Below are 15,247 nucleotides of genomic sequence, written 5' to 3' on the forward strand. Positions count from 1 at the left end.
CAGCGATGAATTTTTCGACGGTTGCCGCGCTGCTGCTCGCAGCCCTGTGCGCGTGGCCGAGCCATGCGCAGGACGAGATCGGTACGGAGGCCAACCAGTTCCGATTCGAGCGGCAACTGCGCGTCAATCCGTTCGATCCAGCGGCGCTCAACAATCTCGCGGTGGTCAAGGCAGGGCAGGGACGTTACGCCGACGCCTACGACCTGCTGCAGCGGGCCGCGCGTCTGGCGCCGCAGAGCGAGGAGATCCGGACCAACGTCGGTCGGCTCAAGGCCTGGATGGACACGATGGGCGCGCGCGATCCGCTGGCGGAGCCGGAATTGACGCTCTCACAAGTTCCGCCCGAACCGCCGCGACTCTGGAACAGCGCGCCGCCGAAACGGTAAGGCCGGACGCGTTGTTCCGGCTCTGAGGAATCAGACGAAGCGCATCGACAGGTCGACGGCGCGCACGTGCTTGGTCAGGCTGCCGATGGAAATGCGGTCCACGCCGCTCTCGGCGAGTTCGCGAATGCGGGCCAGCGTGGCCCCACCCGAGTATTCGATCAGCGTGCGACCACCGCCGGCGCGGTGGTCGCGCGTCAGGCGCACCGCTTCGCGCAGGCGTTCGCCGTCGAAGTCGTCGACCAGCAGCAGGTCGACGTCCGCGCGCAGCGCCGCGCGCACTTCGTCGAGGGTTTCGGCTTCGGTCATCAGGGGCACGGCGGCGCCCAGCGCCCGGGCCTGCGCGATCGCCTGCTCGATGCCGCCGGCCGCCGCGATGTGGTTTTCCTTGACCAGGATGCCGTCGTACAGCCCGATGCGATGGTTCACGCCGCCGCCGACGGTCACCGCGTACTTCTGTGCGTTGCGCAGGCCGGGCAGCGTCTTGCGCGTATCGACGATCCGGGCTGCGGTACCGCGCACGGCTTCGACGTAGCGCGCGGTCTCGGTCGCCGTGCCGCTCAACGCCTGCAGGAAGTTGAGCGCGGTGCGCTCACCGGTCAGCAGGCTGCGTGAAGCGCCTTGGAGCGTGAACAGGATCTGGCCGTCTTCGACGCGCGCACCGTCGGCCACCTGCCAGGTCACCTTCACATTCGGATCGAGCTGGCGAAACACCTCGTCGACCCAGGGCTGTCCGCAGATGATCGCCGACTCGCGCGCGATCACCTTCGCCTCGCCTTGCTGTCCCGCCGGAACGAGTCGCGCCGTGACGTCGCCGCTGCCGACGTCTTCGGCCAGCGCGCGGGTGACGGTGAGAGGGAGATCCGACAGCAGGTGAGCGGGCATGGCGCGACGGGTAGAGGGTCCGGAGCGCCGCAGGATACGGTGCTTGACGTCACTCCCGCGACGTCCAGGGCCGCTGTCCGGCGGTCAGCTCGTCGCGCGATCCTGCCCGGTGTTCGTGGGGCTGTGCAGGTAGTCCGTGAGCGTCTCGGGCGACATCGCCGCGCAGAACAGATGGCCCTGCACTTCGGTGATGCCGATGGCGCGCAATGCCGCGAGCTCGGCGTCGGTCTGCACGCCCTCGGCCGTACAGCGCAGTCCCAGGTCACGTGCGAGCTGGGCCAGCAGTCGCAGCTCCTCGATCGCGCCCGGGTTGTCGGGACTCAGACCATCGAGGAAACGGCGATCGAGCTTGAAGCCGGCCATCGACGCGCGCGCCAGCCGCGTGACCGCCGAGGGGCCCCCGCCGAAATCGTCCACTTCGACACCGATGCCCAACGCCAGCAGTTCGCCGAACGTGGAGAGCGCGAGGTGAGGCCGGTCGAGCAGGACGTCCTGCGAGATCTCGAGCGTCAGTCGGGAGGCGGGAAGATCGAGGCTCTCCAGGACGCGCTGCGTTCGAGACGCGAAGTCGGCGGCGTGGATCTGCCAGGACGCCACGTTCACGGCCAGGCGCATCGCAGGAATTCCGGCGGCTTGCCATTCGAGCATCTGGCGCGCGGCGGTTTCGAGCAGCCAGTCGCCGACGTCGAGCGACAGGCTGGATCTTTCGAGGATCGGAATGAACTGGGCCGGATGCTGGAGGCCGCGCGTCGGGTGGTGCCAGCGCAGCAGGGCCTCGCAGGCCACCGGCGCCAGATCGTTCGCGCGCAGGATCGGCTGGTAGGCGATTTCCAGCTCGCGCGCCTCGAAGGCGGCGCGGACCGAGGCATGGCTCAGCGGCAGATCGCGGGCGGCACCCGACAGCTCCGAGGCACGTCCCTGGTAAAGCGTGGAGCCGGCGACTGGGTTCATCGGACGAAGCGTGATGGCAGTAAAGGACCCGCAGCAAAACCCTCGCCAGGCGCGGAAGCTACTGTCGGATGCTACAGGTGGCGCTCATCTTCATGACGGACCTGAAGAAAGAATCGATCCCTGCCGTGCGATCTACTCGTGCATCACCGGAATGGTCGTGACCGAGCGCAGGGCATGTTGGTGCAACTCGATCTCGCCCAAGGTCACCGCCCGGGAAATGATGCTGTGGCGACCGCTGACGCCGAGCTTGCGACCGGCGCTCTCGATGTGGAACAGCACGGTGCGCTCGGTGATGCCGAGCGCGCGGCCGATGTCGGCGGAGTTCTTCCCGTCGGCGGCCCACAGCAGGCAGTCCTTCTCGCGTTCCGAGAGGGGCGCCGAGACACGCGGCGCCCCCTCGTGGTTGAGGACCAGGCGGCGCACCGATTCGTGCAGCACGGTGGCGAACCAGTGGAGCCGCCCGCGCAGGCGATGCCGCGCGACCGGATCGGCGCTGATGGGCCGGGCGATGTCGCGCGCCAGGGACAGCAGCGCCAACTCGCCATGGCGTCCGGATACCGGCGCCGAGATGCCGTGGCCCAGGCCGTAGTCGGCGGCCTCCTGGAAGAACACCTCGACGGTCGCGTCGCTGCGGTCGATGTCGTCCCAGATCAGCGGCAGCGATGAACTCATGATGTGCCGCACTACCGGATCGATGCGCAGATAACCCAGCGAGTCGTAGCGCTGCCGCCACTCGCGCGGATAGCCCGACAGGCAGAAGTGGTACGGATCGGAGAACGACAGCGGCAGCCTCACCGCGTAGAAGTAATGCTCGAAACCGAAGGATGCGGTGAGTTCCCGGCACGCAGCGTGCAGTTCAGGCGCGCCGTCGGCATTGGTCAGCGCCTCGGTGAGGTGGGCGTCGCGGGTGGCCGGGTCAGCGGTGGATGGGTCGAGATCGCGCATGAGGGGAAGCTAGTTCAGCGCGCCGCGAGCCGCAAATCGCGTCCGCATCGTTCCGTTCGCCCCTCGCTGCGCGATGACCGGAAGACAAGATCGAACCGCGCAGGTCTTCTCTAGGCGATCAGGAACTCGAGCAGCGCCATCTGCGCCCACAGGCGGTTCTCGGCTTCGTCCCAGACCACCGATTGCGGCCCGTCGATGATGGCCGCGGACACTTCTTCGCCGCGGTGGGCGGGCAGGCAGTGCATGAAGATCGCGTCGGGTTTCGCCAGCGCCATGAGCGCCTCGTCGACCTGGAAGCCGGCGAAGGCGGCGAGCCGGCGTTGCGTTTCGGCTTCCTGGCCCATGCTGGTCCAGGTATCGGTCACCAGCAGGTCGGCGCCGCGCGCCGCGTCGGCGGGGGACGACACCATCTGGACCTGCTTGCCGCCGCTGCGCACGAGTTCCGCGTCGGGCTCGTAGCCCTTGGGCGCGGCGATGCGCAGCGTGAAGCCGAACATCGAGGCCGCCTCGATCCAGGAATGGCAGACGTTGTTGCCGTCGCCGATCCACGTGGCGACCTTGCCGGCAGGATCACCGCGGTGCTCGAACCAGCATTGCAGGTCCGCCAGCATCTGGCAGGGGTGGTGAAGTTCGGACAGTCCGTTCACGACCGGCACGCGCGAGTGCGCGGCGAGCTCCTGCTGCTGCGCCTGCGAGTCGTTGCGGATCATGATCGCGTCGCACATGCGCGACAGCACGCGCGCCGTGTCCGAGATCGGCTCGTCCCGCCCGAGCTGCGTCGTGGCGGTGGTCAGGAACAGCGCATGGCCGCCGAACTTGGCCATCCCGGCCTCGAAACTCACGCGGGTGCGCGTGGAGCTCTTGGTGAAGATCATCGCCAGCGTCTTGCCCGTGAAAGGGCGGAACGAGGGGTCGCGCAGGTTCTTCAGCGCGCTCGCGCGAAGCACGATCTGCCGCGCTTCGACGGGACTCAGGTCGGTCAGGCGGAGAAAATGGCGGGTCATTCGGGTGCCTCAAAATGAAAACGGGCCGCACCCATGGGTGCGGCCCGGAAAACGGCAGGTACCGCGACGGGTCTAGAACAGCAGACCGTGCGCCGAGGCGCCCATGAACAGCAGCATCGGGATCGACAGCATCGTGTTCGTGCGCGAGGCCAGGAACGCGACGCGACGGGCCTTGGCCTTCTCTTCGTCGGTGGCCGGCACGATGCCCAGGATCTTCTTCTGGTTGGGCCAGATCAGCACCCAGACGTTGAACAGCATGACCGTGCCCAGCCAGGCGCCGACGCCGATCGCGTTGCCGTTCGGGGCCGGGGTTCCCAGCAGGCCGAAGCTGAAAGCACCCAGGAACCAGCCGATGTGCGCAAGGTAGGCCGCGCCGGTCACCCAGGTCACGACGGCACCCCAGCGGAACCACAGCAGCGCGCGGGGCGCGACGTACTTGGTGATGGCCGCGCCACCCGGGCCACCCTTGTCAGCGGCTGCCGCGGCGAGCGCCGGCACCTGGACGAAGTTGAAGTAATAGAGCAGGCCGATCCACACCACACCGGCGCCGATATGCGCCCAGCGCAGCAGGCCCATGCTGTTGAACCCAGCGTACGAACTGACGACCGCTGTGATGGCGAGGGCGATGATCGCGCCTGCGATCACGGTGCCCTTGATGCTGTCCAGAGGGTTCACGCTTCACTCCCTAGGTGAAAGGCGCCAGTGCGCCGCGAAGGCCGGGAGAATAGAGGACGGGCATCCGACATTCAATTGGAACCGGGGCTCGGTACGAAAACTGCTTCCTTGCGAAATCGGGCGCGATTCGAAGCGCGGCACGTTTATAATCCCGCCCCGTCGGTTCCCTGCCACTTTCCAGGAGCTCGCATATGGATGCTCTCGAGCGCATCAACAAACAGGTCACCGAGAACCCGATCATCATCTACATGAAGGGAACGCCTGACTTCCCGCAGTGTGGGTTCTCGTCACGCACCATCCAGGCCCTGAACGCCTGCGGTGTCGAATACGCTTACGTCAATATCTTCGAAGACGAAGAGGTCTATCGCGCGCTGCCCAAGTTCGCCAACTGGCCGACGTTCCCGCAGGTCTACGTGAAGGGCGAGCTGCTGGGTGGCTGCGATATCACGCTCGACCTGTTCCAGACCGGCGAGCTGCAGAAGATGCTCAAGGAAGCGGTGGGCGCCAAGAAGGCCGCCTGACCGCATCCACGCGTGACCTGAAACGCCCGCTCATCGAGCGGGCGTTTTTATTGGGCGATCGATATCAGTGCAGATGGACGAGCATCTCTTCGGTGAGGCGCTTGCGCTCCGCATCGCCGGCGAGCTTCTCGACCCAGGCCAACGCGAACTCCATCGTCGTGCCCGGCCCCTGGCTGGTCATGCAATGCCCGTCCAGGACGACGCGCTGATCGACGTAGTGCAGCAGCCGATCGCGGAACAGCGGATGGCAGGTCGCTTGTTTCCCGTCCAGCAGCCCGTGCGGAGACAGCGTCAGCGCTGGCGCTGCGCACACCGCGCCGTACCAGCGATGCGCGACGCGCTGCGCGGACAGTTTCTCGATCAGCGGGCGATGCTGCGCGAGTCGCTCGGCGCCTTTCTCGCCGCCGGGAAGAATGATGGCGTCGAAGTCGTCGCGCAGGATGTCCGACACTGCAGCGTCGGCGACGAGGCGGATGTCGCGTGTGGCGTTGACGACCGTTTCGGTTTCGATGCTCGCGAGCGTGACCGGAATCGAGGCACGTCGCAGCACGTTGACCAGTGTGACCGTCTCAAGGCTCTCCGAGCCGTGGGCGATCGGAACGAGAATTCTCATGGCTCTCTGTCTCCACCCGTGGGGTCGGGTCGATGCTAGCGCTTCGTCGCCGGGGATGCTCGCTGCGGGCGAGCCCGCATGTCGATCCGGTTCGGCGCGCGGCACCTCCTCGGTGACGGCCGTCACTCGATCCCACCGCGGGAAATGCGGGCTAGAATTCAACTCGTTCGACGGATGTTGCAGCGCGCTCGGCGCGCCCCACCAGGAGAATCACGCCATGTCGTACCGTCATATCAAGATTCCCACGACTGGCGAGAAGATCAGCATCAAGGACGGCAAGATGGTGGTGCCCGACCAGCCGATCGTGGGCTACGTCGAAGGCGACGGCATCGGTCCCGACATCACCAAGGCCTGCCTGCGCATCTGGGATGCGGCCGTCGACAAGGCCTACGGCGGCAAGCGCAAGATCCACTGGTGCGAAACCTATCTCGGCGAGAAGGCCGCGGGTCTCTACGATGGCAACTACTGCCCCGATGAAACGCTCAAGGTTCTGCAGGAACTCGTCGTCTCCATCAAGGGCCCGCTGACGACGCCGGTCGGCGGCGGTTTCCGCAGTCTCAACGTGGCGCTGCGCCAGGATCTCGACCTCTACGCCTGCGTGCGTCCGGTGCGTCACTACCGCGGCGTGCCGAGCCCGCTCAAGCATCCGCAGAAGGTCGACATCGTGCTGTTCCGCGAGAACACCGAGGACGTCTACGCGGGTATCGAATACAAGACCGGCACGCCCGAGAACGCGAAGATCGCGAAGTTCCTGCGCGAGGAGATGAAGGCCAAGTTCTTCGAAGGCGCGGGCATCGGCATCAAGCCGATTTCCGAATTCGGCTCCAAGCGTCTCGTGCGCAAGGCGATCCAGTACGCCGTCGACAACGGCCGCGAATCCGTCACGTTGGTGCACAAGGGCAACATCCAGAAATTCACCGAAGGCGCGTTCCGCAACTGGGGTTACGAGGTGGCGCGCGACGAGTTCGGCAAGGTCACGATCACCGAAGAGCAGCTCTACGGCGAGTTCAAGGGCAAGCTGCCGGAAGGCAAGATCGTCATCAAGGATCGCATCGCCGACATCATGTTCCAGATGATGCTGCTGCGGCCCGACGAGTTCGACGTCATCGCCACGACCAACCTCAACGGCGACTACCTCTCTGATGCGATTGCCGCCGAAGTCGGTGGCATGGGCATCGCGCCGGGCGCCAACATCGCCGACCACGTGGCGGTGTTCGAGGCCACGCACGGCACCGCGCCCAAGTACGCCAACCAGAACAAGGTCAACCCGGGTTCGCTGCTGTTCTCCGGCGTGATGATGCTCGAGTACATGGGCTGGAAGGAGGCGGCGGACCTGATCACGCTCGTCTATCCGGAAGTCGTCTCCGACGGCATCGTGACCTACGACTTCGCGCGCCAGATCGACGGCGCCACCGAAGTCGGCACGTCGCAGTTCGCCGATGCGCTGATCGAGCGCATCAAGGGCGGCGTGGACCTCGACGCCAAGCGCAAGGCGCAGCAGGAGCAGCTGGCCAAGGAGCGCAAGCAGCGCGAGATCCGGCGCCTGTTGCAGCCGCTCGAGGAGATGATCGAGTCCGGCCGCGTGCCGCACACGGTCGGCGACCTGATGACGCGCAGCCTGATCACGGCCACCGACGACGAGACCATCGAAAGCGCGATGCACACGATGACCGACAACGGTGTCAGCTCCGTCGTCGTCGAGGCCAACGCCAAGGGCGAGTGGGGAATCCTGACGCGCCGCGACATCGTCTCCAAGATCGTGCGTGGCGGGCAGAACCCGGCGCATGTGAAGGTCAAGGACGTGGCCAGCCGTCCGATCGTGTCGGTGCCGGTCGAGACCAGCATTCGCGAGGCCGCAAAATTGCTGTCGGAAAACAACTTCAGCCGTCTGACGGTGGAGCAGGGCGGCCGCATCATCGGCATCGTCACCGAGACCGACATCTTCAACGCGGCGGAGAAGTTCGGCTCGCTCGGGGACTGATCCCGGCGCGTCCTTTCGTAGCCCGGGTTGCGCTCCATATTCGAGGGAACCCCGGGCTTCGCCCAATGGCACTACCTTCAGGTCTGCACAGGCCAACGTGAAGGACGCAAAGGATTAAAGAAAGGCGCAAAGGATTTTCATTGATCCTTTGCGCCTTTCTTTGCTGTTCTCTGCGCCCCTTTGCGTTGGCCGTTGCCGTAAGGAACGGCCCCAAAGCCGTGATGCAGCACGCGGACGAACGGGGCGATACGCCAGCTACGCAGAGTTTCCTTAAGGTAGTGCCATTGGAGCTTCGCCCGGGCACGGTTGTTGTTTTCCCCGTTCACCGCATCCGCATTCTGCGTCAGGAAAATTCATGAAGATCGGCTTGTTCGTGCTCGGCGACGAGCTGCTGTCCGGCAAGCGTCAGGACCGGCATCTACCCAAGGTCATCGAGCTGCTCGGCGCTCGCGGCATGAGCCTGGACTGGGCCCGCTTCATCGGCGACGACATGGCCGACATCGCCGAGGCCATCCGGCAGACCCGGGTACGCGGCGACCTGGTGCTGTCCTGCGGCGGTATCGGCGCGACACCGGACGACCTGACGCGGCAGGCCGCCGCGTTGGCCTTCGAACGCCCGCTTGTGCGGCACCCCGAGGCCGAGGCCCTGATCGAAGCCGAGTACGGCGACAAGGCGCATCCGCGGCGCGTGCTGATGGCCGATTTCCCGGAAGGCGCCGGCCTGATCCCGAATCCGGTCAACCGCGTCGCCGGCTTCTTCGTCGACCATCACCATTTCGTGCCCGGGTTTCCGGACATGGCCTGGCCGATGATCGAGTGGGTGCTGGACACCCGCTACCCGCACCTGCGAAATCCCGACCCGGCCGTGGAGTTCCGGCTGCGTGCGCTGGGCTCCTCTGCCGAGAGCGACCTGCTGGACCTGATGGAGGACGTGCTGGCCCGTTTCCCGGGCGTGAAGCTGTCCAGCCTGCCGTTCCGCGGCGACGCCGAGCGGGGGCGTCACATCGAGTTCGGGCTGCGGGGGGAACGGCCGCGGGCCGCGGCGGCGTTCGAGCACTTTCGCGAACAGCTTTGCCGTCGCCCGGGCGTGGTCCTGGAATTGCTGCGTACCCCTGCCGATTCCTGATCCGGGTCGTTTCCCCGCCGTGCATCGCTTTGCCGGCGTCGGCCATCCGAATCGCTGTTCAGGAAGAATTAGCGCGGCGTACCATCCCTTCCCGCATGCACCGTGGAGATGTCATGAGCCAAGCCGCAGCATCCAAGCCGGTCATCATGCTGGTCGAGGACAATCCGGCTGACCTGCGTCTGACCCAGGAGGTCTTCGAGGAAGCGGCATTCGAGCACCGTCTGCTGGTGGCGCGCGACGGCGAACAGGCCCTGGCGATGCTGCGGGGCACGCCGCCCCACGGCGACCTGCCGCTGCCCGACATCGTGCTGCTCGATCTCAACATTCCCCGCAAGAACGGCCTCGAGGTGCTGCGCACGATGAAGCAGGATCCCCGGCTGAAGCGCATTCCGGTTCTGATCCTGTCGACCTCGCGCGCCGAAACCGACTTTGCGGCCGCCTACGACGCGCACGCCAATGCCTTCGTGACCAAGCCGACCGACTGGGGCGAATTCGCCGAGCTGGCGCGGCTGATCCGCGATTTCTGGCTCAAAGTTGTGCAATTGCCGCCGGGGGTGGTGTGAATCGAGGTGCACCCATGGGCGTCCTGTTGCTCGAGGACAGCCCCGCCGATTCGCGATTGCTGGTCGAGAGCCTGCGCGACCAGACCACATCCGGAAACCTGGTCATCCAGACCGTCCGCCGGCTGGCCGACGCGTTGCGCGAACTCAAGCGCTTCCACTTCTCCTGCGTCCTCGTCGATCTGGGGTTGCCGGATGGCGAGGGAGTGCGAAACGTCGCGCGGATCCGCGAGGCGGATCCGAACGTGGCCATCGTCGTGCTGACCGGACTGGCCGACGAGCGTGCCGCCGAAGAGGCGTTCGAACTCGGCGCCCAGGACTACCTGATCAAGGGGCAGCGGCTGGGCGACGAACTCCTGGCCTTCGTGCGGCTGGCAATCGCCAAGCGGCACAGTCAGGTGGGCGAAGCGACGACGCCCGCGGACACCGATGCCGCGGCGGCCGGCTCCGTGCTTTCGTACCAGCCCTGGGTCGATCTGAGCCGCGGAAGCTTCGGGGGTGTCCACGTCGGGCTGTCGGGCGAGATCTCTAACCTGAGCACGGCTCTCGGCGCGTTTCGCGGCTGGCACGGACCGGGCTTCGAGGACGTGACCCTGGCGATGTCGATTCCGGCGAACTGGCTGCCGCGACTGGCCAGCCAGCTCGCCGCCCGAATGGGCCAGGCCGACGTCAAGCCGGCCAAGGTCGCCTTGCGGCTCGAGGCCAGCGAAATCGGCATCGAGCCTTCGATGGTGGACAACCTGCGCACCTTGCGCGCAACCGGCACGCAGATCTGGCTCGAAGGCTGGCGCCCTGCCACGGCGCTGCTCGAGCGGCTCGTCGAGCTCCCGCTCGACGGCATCGTCATCGATGCCCGCGCCGTGGACGCCATCACCCGCGACGCGCAGGAGCCTGCACTGCGGTTCGTGCGAGCCACGCTGGCCCTCGGCGGCGCGCTGGGGCTGGACGTGATCGCAGACGGTGTGGCGCTCGCCGAGCAGCACTCGCGCCTGTTCATGGTCGGTTGCACGCAGATGCAGGGGGCACGTTTCTGCCAGCCCGAACCGGCCGAAGAGTTGCCCGCGCGCTGGCGCAAGGGCGCGTGGGGACTGGAGCGATAGGGCCCATCCCGGCTCGAGGAGAAAAGATGCCCGATTTCCTGTTGCAGGCGGTTGATCTCTTGCCCACGGGCGGCAGCCTGCTGCCGCACGGCTACTGCTTCATGCGCAAGCCGGATCTGATCTGGCTGCACGTGATCAGCGACGGCGTGATCGCGCTCGCGTATTTCATGATCCCGGTGGTGCTGGTCTATTTCATCCGTCGCATGCGCGCGCGGATCAGCTTCAACTGGGCGATCGCGCTGTTCGCGTCGTTCATCGTGCTCTGCGGCACCGGCCATATTCTCGACATCGTCGTCATCTGGAAGCCGATCTACTATCTGCAGGGCTGGGTGCGCGCGCTGACGGCGGTGGTGTCGCTGGCCACGGCGCTGGCCATCGTGCCGCTGGTTCCCAAGCTGCTGTCGATGAAGACGCCGGACGAACTCGAGGAAGCCAACGCCAAGCTGCGCGCCGAAGTCATCGCGCGCGAAGCCGCCGAAGAAGATCTGCGACGTTCGCTGGCCGATCTGAGCCGCGCGGTGCACGAGCTCGAGCAGTTCGCGTACATCACCTCGCATGACCTTCAGGCGCCGCTGCGCAACATCGCGGGCTTCTCGCAGCTGCTGTCGCGCCGCTACACGCAGAAGCTGGACGGCGACGCGCTGGAGTTCCTGCAGTTCATCGAGCAGGGTGTGCGCCAGATGCAGGCCTTGATCAAGGATCTGCTGCTGTTGTCGCGCGTGGGTCGTACCGAGGCCCGTGCCGAACGCCGGCCGCTCGACGAGGCGCTGCGCACGGCGCTCAATACGCTCAGGCCGGACATCACCGCGCGCGGTGCCAATGTGGTGTTCGATCCGATGCCTGACGTGCCCGCGGTGCAGTCGCTGCTGGTCCAGCTGTTCCAGAACCTGGTAGGCAACGCGATCAAGTTCCACAAGCCGGATGCCCATCCCGAAGTACACGTCGGCTGCCAGCGCGAAGAGCGGTTCGTGCATCTGACCGTGAAGGACAACGGCATCGGCGTCGCCTCCGACCAGCTCGAAAACATCTTCGCCGTGTTCCGCCGGCTGCACAGTGCCGATGAATACGAGGGCACGGGCATTGGCTTGGCCATCTGCCGGAAGATCGTGCAACACCATCGCGGCGAGATCTGGGCCGAGTCCGACGGCAGCGGCACGACCATCCACGTTCGCCTGCCGCTCGAAGAGCCGGCGCCGGTGCGCCTGACCGACGGCGTCGTGCCGCTGGCGCGGCCGCTGCCGGTCTGAGCAGCGGGTCATGGGCTTGGTCATCGACCGCGAGGTGGACGTCGCCGCTCCCGCGCAAATCGTGTGGCAGGTGATCACCGACCTGCCGGCCTATGGGCAATGGAACACCTTCGTCCCGGAGTGCCGTTCGACGTTGCGGCCCGGCGATCCGATCGAGATGCAGGTCCGCCTGGGCCAGGCGTTGAGCCGTCAGGTGGAGTGGATGACCACATACGACGAGGGCACCGGTTTTTCCTACCGGATGAAGCCCGTGCCGCTCGGCGCCCTGTGGAGTGCACGCGTCCATCGCATCGAGTCTCTGGGCGACGAGCGCTGTCGCTACCACACGCATTTCGAGCTCAACGGCTGGTTGTCCGGCCTGGTGCGCGCGCTGATGCGATCGAAGCTCGAGCAGGGTTTTTCGGCGATGACGCGGGGCATCCAGCAGCGCGCCGAACAGCTCCGGTCCGCGCAGCGGCCCTGAACGCCCCGGCCTACTGCGCGCGGCTGCTGGCCGATCTCGGCGCACGACCCACGCGCGCGCCGCGGGTTTCGGATGACGCGGCTGCACTCGCCTGGGCTCGAAGCGGCGCCATGTGGCTCACCGGGACACGCGACGGCGAACCGCAGCTGTGCCCGGTGTCGCTGGCTGCAGCTGCCGACGGCGCGCTCGCGGTGATCGGCGCCCTGTCGCTCGATCCTCTTCCCACATCGCTCGATGGCGCGCGCTTGCTGGGCGAGCGAGCGGCGACGAGCGCGCTCACGCGGGCGGGCGCCGAATCCTGTGGTGGCGCCTGCCGCTTGCTGGAAGCGGCGAACGGCACGATCGCCTTGAACCTTGCACGCGACGCGGACTGGGAACTGCTGCCGGCCTGGCTCGAAGCCGACACGCCGCACGACTGGAATGCCGTACGCGACGCCGTCGCGTCGCGAGAAGTGGAAGCGCTGGTCGCGCGCGGCCGCGAGCTCGGGCTGGCGCTGAGTGCCGTCGATGCGCATCACGCAACCGCAGCGCAGTGGTTTCGTGTCACGACGGAACATGCGGCGACACGATCACGACGTCGTGCAGCACCGCGCGTGATCGACCTGTCTTCGCTGTGGGCCGGGCCGCTGTGTTCGCACCTGCTGCAGCTCGGCGGCGCCGATGTGATCAAGGTGGAAGGTCTCGCGCGACCCGATGGTGCGCGCCAGGGACCGCGTGCGTTCTTCGATCTGCTCAACGCGGGCAAGCGCAGCGTCGCGCTCGATCTTGCCCACGCCGCAGGTCGTGCGCAGCTGCTGGCGCTGCTGCGCGACGCCGACATCGTCGTCGAGGCATCGCGTCCGCGCGCTTTGCGCCAGCTCGGGATCGACGCCGGAAAAATCGTTCTCGAATCTCCGGACCTCACCTGGATCAGTCTCACCGGACATGGCCGCGGCGAGCCGCAGGAGCAGTGGATCGCTTATGGCGACGATGCCGGAGTCGACGCGGGACTCTCGCGCGTGATGCGGCAGATCACCGGCGACGCGATGTTCGTCGGCGACGCGATCGCCGATCCGCTCGCAGGGCTGCACGCGGCGGCGGTCGCTTGGTGCAGCTGGCGCAGCGGCGGCAGCCGGCTGGTGTCGATCGCGCTCAGTGACGTCGTGCGATCGATCGTCGAGCGATCGGCACCGGCCGGGTCGGATATGGATTGGCGCGAACTGCATCGGGGAGGGATCGCGCTGCTACGGGAATCCGGCGCGATCGTCGAGCCGCCTTCTGCGAGAACCCCGTCCGGATGCGCACCCGATCTCGGTGCGGACACCGTCGCCGTGCTGCGGGAACTCACGGGCACGTGCTGATCCGCGACGCCGAGATCGGATGTGGCCGGCGGCGCGTGGATCTGCGCATCGACGGCGCGCGCATCGTCGCACTCGATGCTCGTCTGCAGCCCCGCGCGGACGAGATCGTCGTCGACGCGCGTGGCCACGCGCTCGTTCCCGGGCTGCACGACCATCATCTTCATCTGTACGCGACTGCCGCTGCGATGCAATCTCTCGATTGCGGACCTCCCGCCATCAACGACGGCGATCAGTTGAGAAGCGTCATCGCGGACGCCGATCGTGCAGGAGATGGGCAGTGGATCCGGGGCACCGGCTATCACGAATCCGTGGCCGGCCCGCTCGATCGCGCGATCCTCGACATCTGGGCGCCGCGGCATCCGTTGCGCGTCCAGCATCGCAGCGGCCGTCTGTGGATCTTCAACTCGCGCGGGCTGGAACGTCTGGGTGTTCGTGAGGATGGCGCGGATCCGCTGGAGCGCATCGACGGCGATCTGACGGGGTGTCTGTACGATGCCGATGCCTGGCTGCGATCGCGCATCGGCGGACAGCGGCCGCCACTGGATGCCTTGTCGCGCAGGCTCGCGCGTCTGGGCATCACCGGCGTCACCGATACCGGCCACGCAAACGATCTCGCCGTGCTCGCGGCGATGGCGGCCAGCATGGCCAGCGGAGAGCTGATGCAGCAGCTCGCCGTGATGGGCGATGCCTCGCTCGATATCGCGGAACCCGAAGCGCTCGACGGACGGGTCATCCGCGCTGCGCACAAATTCCATCTGCACGATCACGATCTGCCCGATTTTCAGGCGACCTGCGAAGCGATCCGCCGCAGCCATGCGGCCGGGCGCTGCGCGGCCTTCCACTGCGTGACGCGCGGCGAACTCGTGTTCGCACTCGCGGTGCTCACCGAAGCGGGAACCAGCGGACGTGATCGCATCGAGCATGCAGGCCTGGTGGCACCGGAGCTGATCGACGAACTGCTTCGCTTGCGTCTGCGCGTCGTCACGCAGCCGCAGTTCGTGTTCGAGCGCGGCGATGCGTATCTGCGCGACGTCGACGCCGTCGAACACGCGCACCTGTATCGCCTGCGCAGCTTCCTCGGTTCCCGGGTGCCGCTCGCCGCGGGATCCGATGCGCCTTACGGCGATCCGGATCCCTGGAAGGCGATGTCGTCGGCAGTCGCGCGCCGCACGCGCGCAGGCGAGCCGATGACGCCAGGCGAATCGCTGACGCCGGAGCAGGCATTGGACCTGTTCATGGCGCCGCTCGATGATCCGGGTGCATCGCCGCGAAAGGTCGAAGCCGGCGCATGGGCCGATCTGTGCCTGCTCGATCGCCCCTGGGTCGAGGCGCGCAAGGCGCTGCACGAGGTCGCGTCGCGCATGACGCTGATCCGCGGCAGCGTGGCCTGGAGCGAAGACGGGTTCCTCTGAAAGAGGTAGGCGCGCGCTCGCAGGCGGTGCCAGCATGCTGA

16 protein-coding genes are annotated in these 15,247 nt (G+C 66.8%); 10 read left to right on the top strand and 6 right to left on the bottom strand.

Annotated features, from left to right (window positions below; all coding sequences use genetic code 11):
- Positions 1-5 precede the first annotated feature (5 nt).
- A complete protein-coding gene (locus tag DFR24_RS01290) occupies positions 6-386 on the top strand; it encodes a tetratricopeptide repeat protein (protein WP_133879547.1) in 381 nt (126 codons plus the stop codon).
- Between the two features lie 30 nt (positions 387-416).
- Here DFR24_RS01290 and nadC read toward each other — a convergent pair whose 3' ends face one another.
- From nadC to DFR24_RS01315, 5 genes are all read right to left on the bottom strand, one after another.
- The gene (nadC, locus tag DFR24_RS01295) at positions 417-1,268 is read right to left on the bottom strand and encodes a carboxylating nicotinate-nucleotide diphosphorylase (RefSeq protein WP_133879548.1); all 852 of its coding nucleotides are present in this window, start codon (positions 1,266-1,268) and stop codon (positions 417-419) included.
- Positions 1,269-1,352: 84 nt separating this feature from the next.
- Entirely contained in the window at positions 1,353-2,219 is an 867-nt protein-coding gene (locus DFR24_RS01300; protein ID WP_133879549.1) for an EAL domain-containing protein, read from the bottom strand.
- A gap of 132 nt (positions 2,220-2,351) precedes the next feature.
- Positions 2,352-3,164, bottom strand: coding sequence for a LuxR family transcriptional regulator (locus tag DFR24_RS01305; RefSeq protein ID WP_133879550.1), 813 nt, complete (start codon positions 3,162-3,164; stop codon positions 2,352-2,354).
- A gap of 110 nt (positions 3,165-3,274) precedes the next feature.
- Positions 3,275-4,168, bottom strand: a complete 894-nt coding sequence (argF, locus tag DFR24_RS01310; protein WP_133879551.1) for an ornithine carbamoyltransferase — start codon at positions 4,166-4,168, stop codon at positions 3,275-3,277.
- 72 nt (positions 4,169-4,240) lie between these two features.
- Positions 4,241-4,744, bottom strand: coding sequence for a urate hydroxylase PuuD (locus DFR24_RS01315; protein ID WP_133881412.1), 504 nt, complete (start codon positions 4,742-4,744; stop codon positions 4,241-4,243).
- 290 nt (positions 4,745-5,034) lie between these two features.
- Between DFR24_RS01315 and grxD the strand changes: the two genes are divergently transcribed.
- On the top strand, positions 5,035-5,364 hold the full coding sequence (gene grxD, locus DFR24_RS01320; protein ID WP_133879552.1) for a Grx4 family monothiol glutaredoxin: 330 nt from the start codon (positions 5,035-5,037) through the stop codon (positions 5,362-5,364).
- 64 nt (positions 5,365-5,428) lie between these two features.
- Here the strand turns inward: grxD and DFR24_RS01325 are convergent, their stop codons facing one another.
- Complete coding sequence (locus DFR24_RS01325) at positions 5,429-5,977, bottom strand: DJ-1 family glyoxalase III (RefSeq protein WP_133879553.1); 549 nt, start codon at positions 5,975-5,977, stop codon at positions 5,429-5,431.
- Between the two features lie 217 nt (positions 5,978-6,194).
- On the opposite strand from DFR24_RS01325, the gene icd reads away from it, so the two are divergent.
- The 8 genes from icd to DFR24_RS01365 all read left to right on the top strand — a co-directional run bounded on the left by icd (position 6,195) and on the right by DFR24_RS01365 (position 15,206).
- Positions 6,195-7,958 carry an isocitrate dehydrogenase (NADP(+)) gene (icd, locus tag DFR24_RS01330; RefSeq protein ID WP_133879554.1) on the top strand — a complete coding sequence of 588 codons (1,764 nt, stop codon included), beginning with the start codon at positions 6,195-6,197 and terminating at the stop codon, positions 7,956-7,958.
- A gap of 355 nt (positions 7,959-8,313) precedes the next feature.
- The gene (locus DFR24_RS01335) at positions 8,314-9,084 is read left to right on the top strand and encodes a competence/damage-inducible protein A (RefSeq protein WP_133879555.1); all 771 of its coding nucleotides are present in this window, start codon (positions 8,314-8,316) and stop codon (positions 9,082-9,084) included.
- 146 nt (positions 9,085-9,230) lie between these two features.
- Positions 9,231-9,647, top strand: a complete 417-nt coding sequence (locus DFR24_RS01340) for a response regulator (RefSeq protein ID WP_246051469.1) — start codon at positions 9,231-9,233, stop codon at positions 9,645-9,647.
- A gap of 14 nt (positions 9,648-9,661) precedes the next feature.
- Positions 9,662-10,744: an EAL domain-containing response regulator gene (locus DFR24_RS01345; protein WP_133879557.1), complete on the top strand. Its 1,083-nt coding sequence runs from the start codon at positions 9,662-9,664 to the stop codon at positions 10,742-10,744.
- A 26-nt stretch (positions 10,745-10,770) separates the two neighbouring features.
- Positions 10,771-11,991 carry a sensor histidine kinase gene (locus DFR24_RS01350; RefSeq protein ID WP_133879558.1) on the top strand — a complete coding sequence of 407 codons (1,221 nt, stop codon included), beginning with the start codon at positions 10,771-10,773 and terminating at the stop codon, positions 11,989-11,991.
- Between the two features lie 10 nt (positions 11,992-12,001).
- Complete coding sequence (locus DFR24_RS01355; protein ID WP_133879559.1) at positions 12,002-12,454, top strand: SRPBCC domain-containing protein; 453 nt, start codon at positions 12,002-12,004, stop codon at positions 12,452-12,454.
- Between the two features lie 110 nt (positions 12,455-12,564).
- Positions 12,565-13,794 carry a CoA transferase gene (locus DFR24_RS01360; RefSeq protein WP_133879560.1) on the top strand — a complete coding sequence of 410 codons (1,230 nt, stop codon included), beginning with the start codon at positions 12,565-12,567 and terminating at the stop codon, positions 13,792-13,794.
- Positions 13,788-15,206: an amidohydrolase family protein gene (locus DFR24_RS01365; RefSeq protein ID WP_133879561.1), complete on the top strand. Its 1,419-nt coding sequence runs from the start codon at positions 13,788-13,790 to the stop codon at positions 15,204-15,206. The genes DFR24_RS01360 and DFR24_RS01365 overlap by 7 nt, the downstream gene beginning before the upstream one ends.
- Positions 15,207-15,247 lie beyond the last annotated feature (41 nt).

Source organism: Panacagrimonas perspica, assembly GCF_004364935.1.
Taxonomy (GTDB): Bacteria; Pseudomonadota; Gammaproteobacteria; order Nevskiales; family Nevskiaceae; genus Panacagrimonas; species Panacagrimonas perspica.

What these genes read in the sequence shown, in the direction of transcription:
- DFR24_RS01290 (WP_133879547.1), top strand. Translation starts at nt 6, where the DNA reads ATGAATTTTTCGACGGTTGCCGCGCTGCTGCTCGCAGCCCTGTGCGCG.
- nadC (WP_133879548.1), bottom strand. Translation starts at nt 1,268, where the DNA reads ATGCCCGCTCACCTGCTGTCGGATCTCCCTCTCACCGTCACCCGCGCG.
- DFR24_RS01300 (WP_133879549.1), bottom strand. Translation starts at nt 2,219, where the DNA reads ATGAACCCAGTCGCCGGCTCCACGCTTTACCAGGGACGTGCCTCGGAG.
- DFR24_RS01305 (WP_133879550.1), bottom strand. Translation starts at nt 3,164, where the DNA reads ATGCGCGATCTCGACCCATCCACCGCTGACCCGGCCACCCGCGACGCC.
- argF (WP_133879551.1), bottom strand. Translation starts at nt 4,168, where the DNA reads ATGACCCGCCATTTTCTCCGCCTGACCGACCTGAGTCCCGTCGAAGCG.
- DFR24_RS01315 (WP_133881412.1), bottom strand. Translation starts at nt 4,744, where the DNA reads ATGGGCCTGCTGCGCTGGGCGCATATCGGCGCCGGTGTGGTGTGGATC.
- grxD (WP_133879552.1), top strand. Translation starts at nt 5,035, where the DNA reads ATGGATGCTCTCGAGCGCATCAACAAACAGGTCACCGAGAACCCGATC.
- DFR24_RS01325 (WP_133879553.1), bottom strand. Translation starts at nt 5,977, where the DNA reads ATGAGAATTCTCGTTCCGATCGCCCACGGCTCGGAGAGCCTTGAGACG.
- icd (WP_133879554.1), top strand. Translation starts at nt 6,195, where the DNA reads ATGTCGTACCGTCATATCAAGATTCCCACGACTGGCGAGAAGATCAGC.
- DFR24_RS01335 (WP_133879555.1), top strand. Translation starts at nt 8,314, where the DNA reads ATGAAGATCGGCTTGTTCGTGCTCGGCGACGAGCTGCTGTCCGGCAAG.
- DFR24_RS01340 (WP_246051469.1), top strand. Translation starts at nt 9,231, where the DNA reads ATGCTGGTCGAGGACAATCCGGCTGACCTGCGTCTGACCCAGGAGGTC.
- DFR24_RS01345 (WP_133879557.1), top strand. Translation starts at nt 9,662, where the DNA reads ATGGGCGTCCTGTTGCTCGAGGACAGCCCCGCCGATTCGCGATTGCTG.
- DFR24_RS01350 (WP_133879558.1), top strand. Translation starts at nt 10,771, where the DNA reads ATGCCCGATTTCCTGTTGCAGGCGGTTGATCTCTTGCCCACGGGCGGC.
- DFR24_RS01355 (WP_133879559.1), top strand. Translation starts at nt 12,002, where the DNA reads ATGGGCTTGGTCATCGACCGCGAGGTGGACGTCGCCGCTCCCGCGCAA.
- DFR24_RS01360 (WP_133879560.1), top strand. Translation starts at nt 12,565, where the DNA reads ATGTGGCTCACCGGGACACGCGACGGCGAACCGCAGCTGTGCCCGGTG.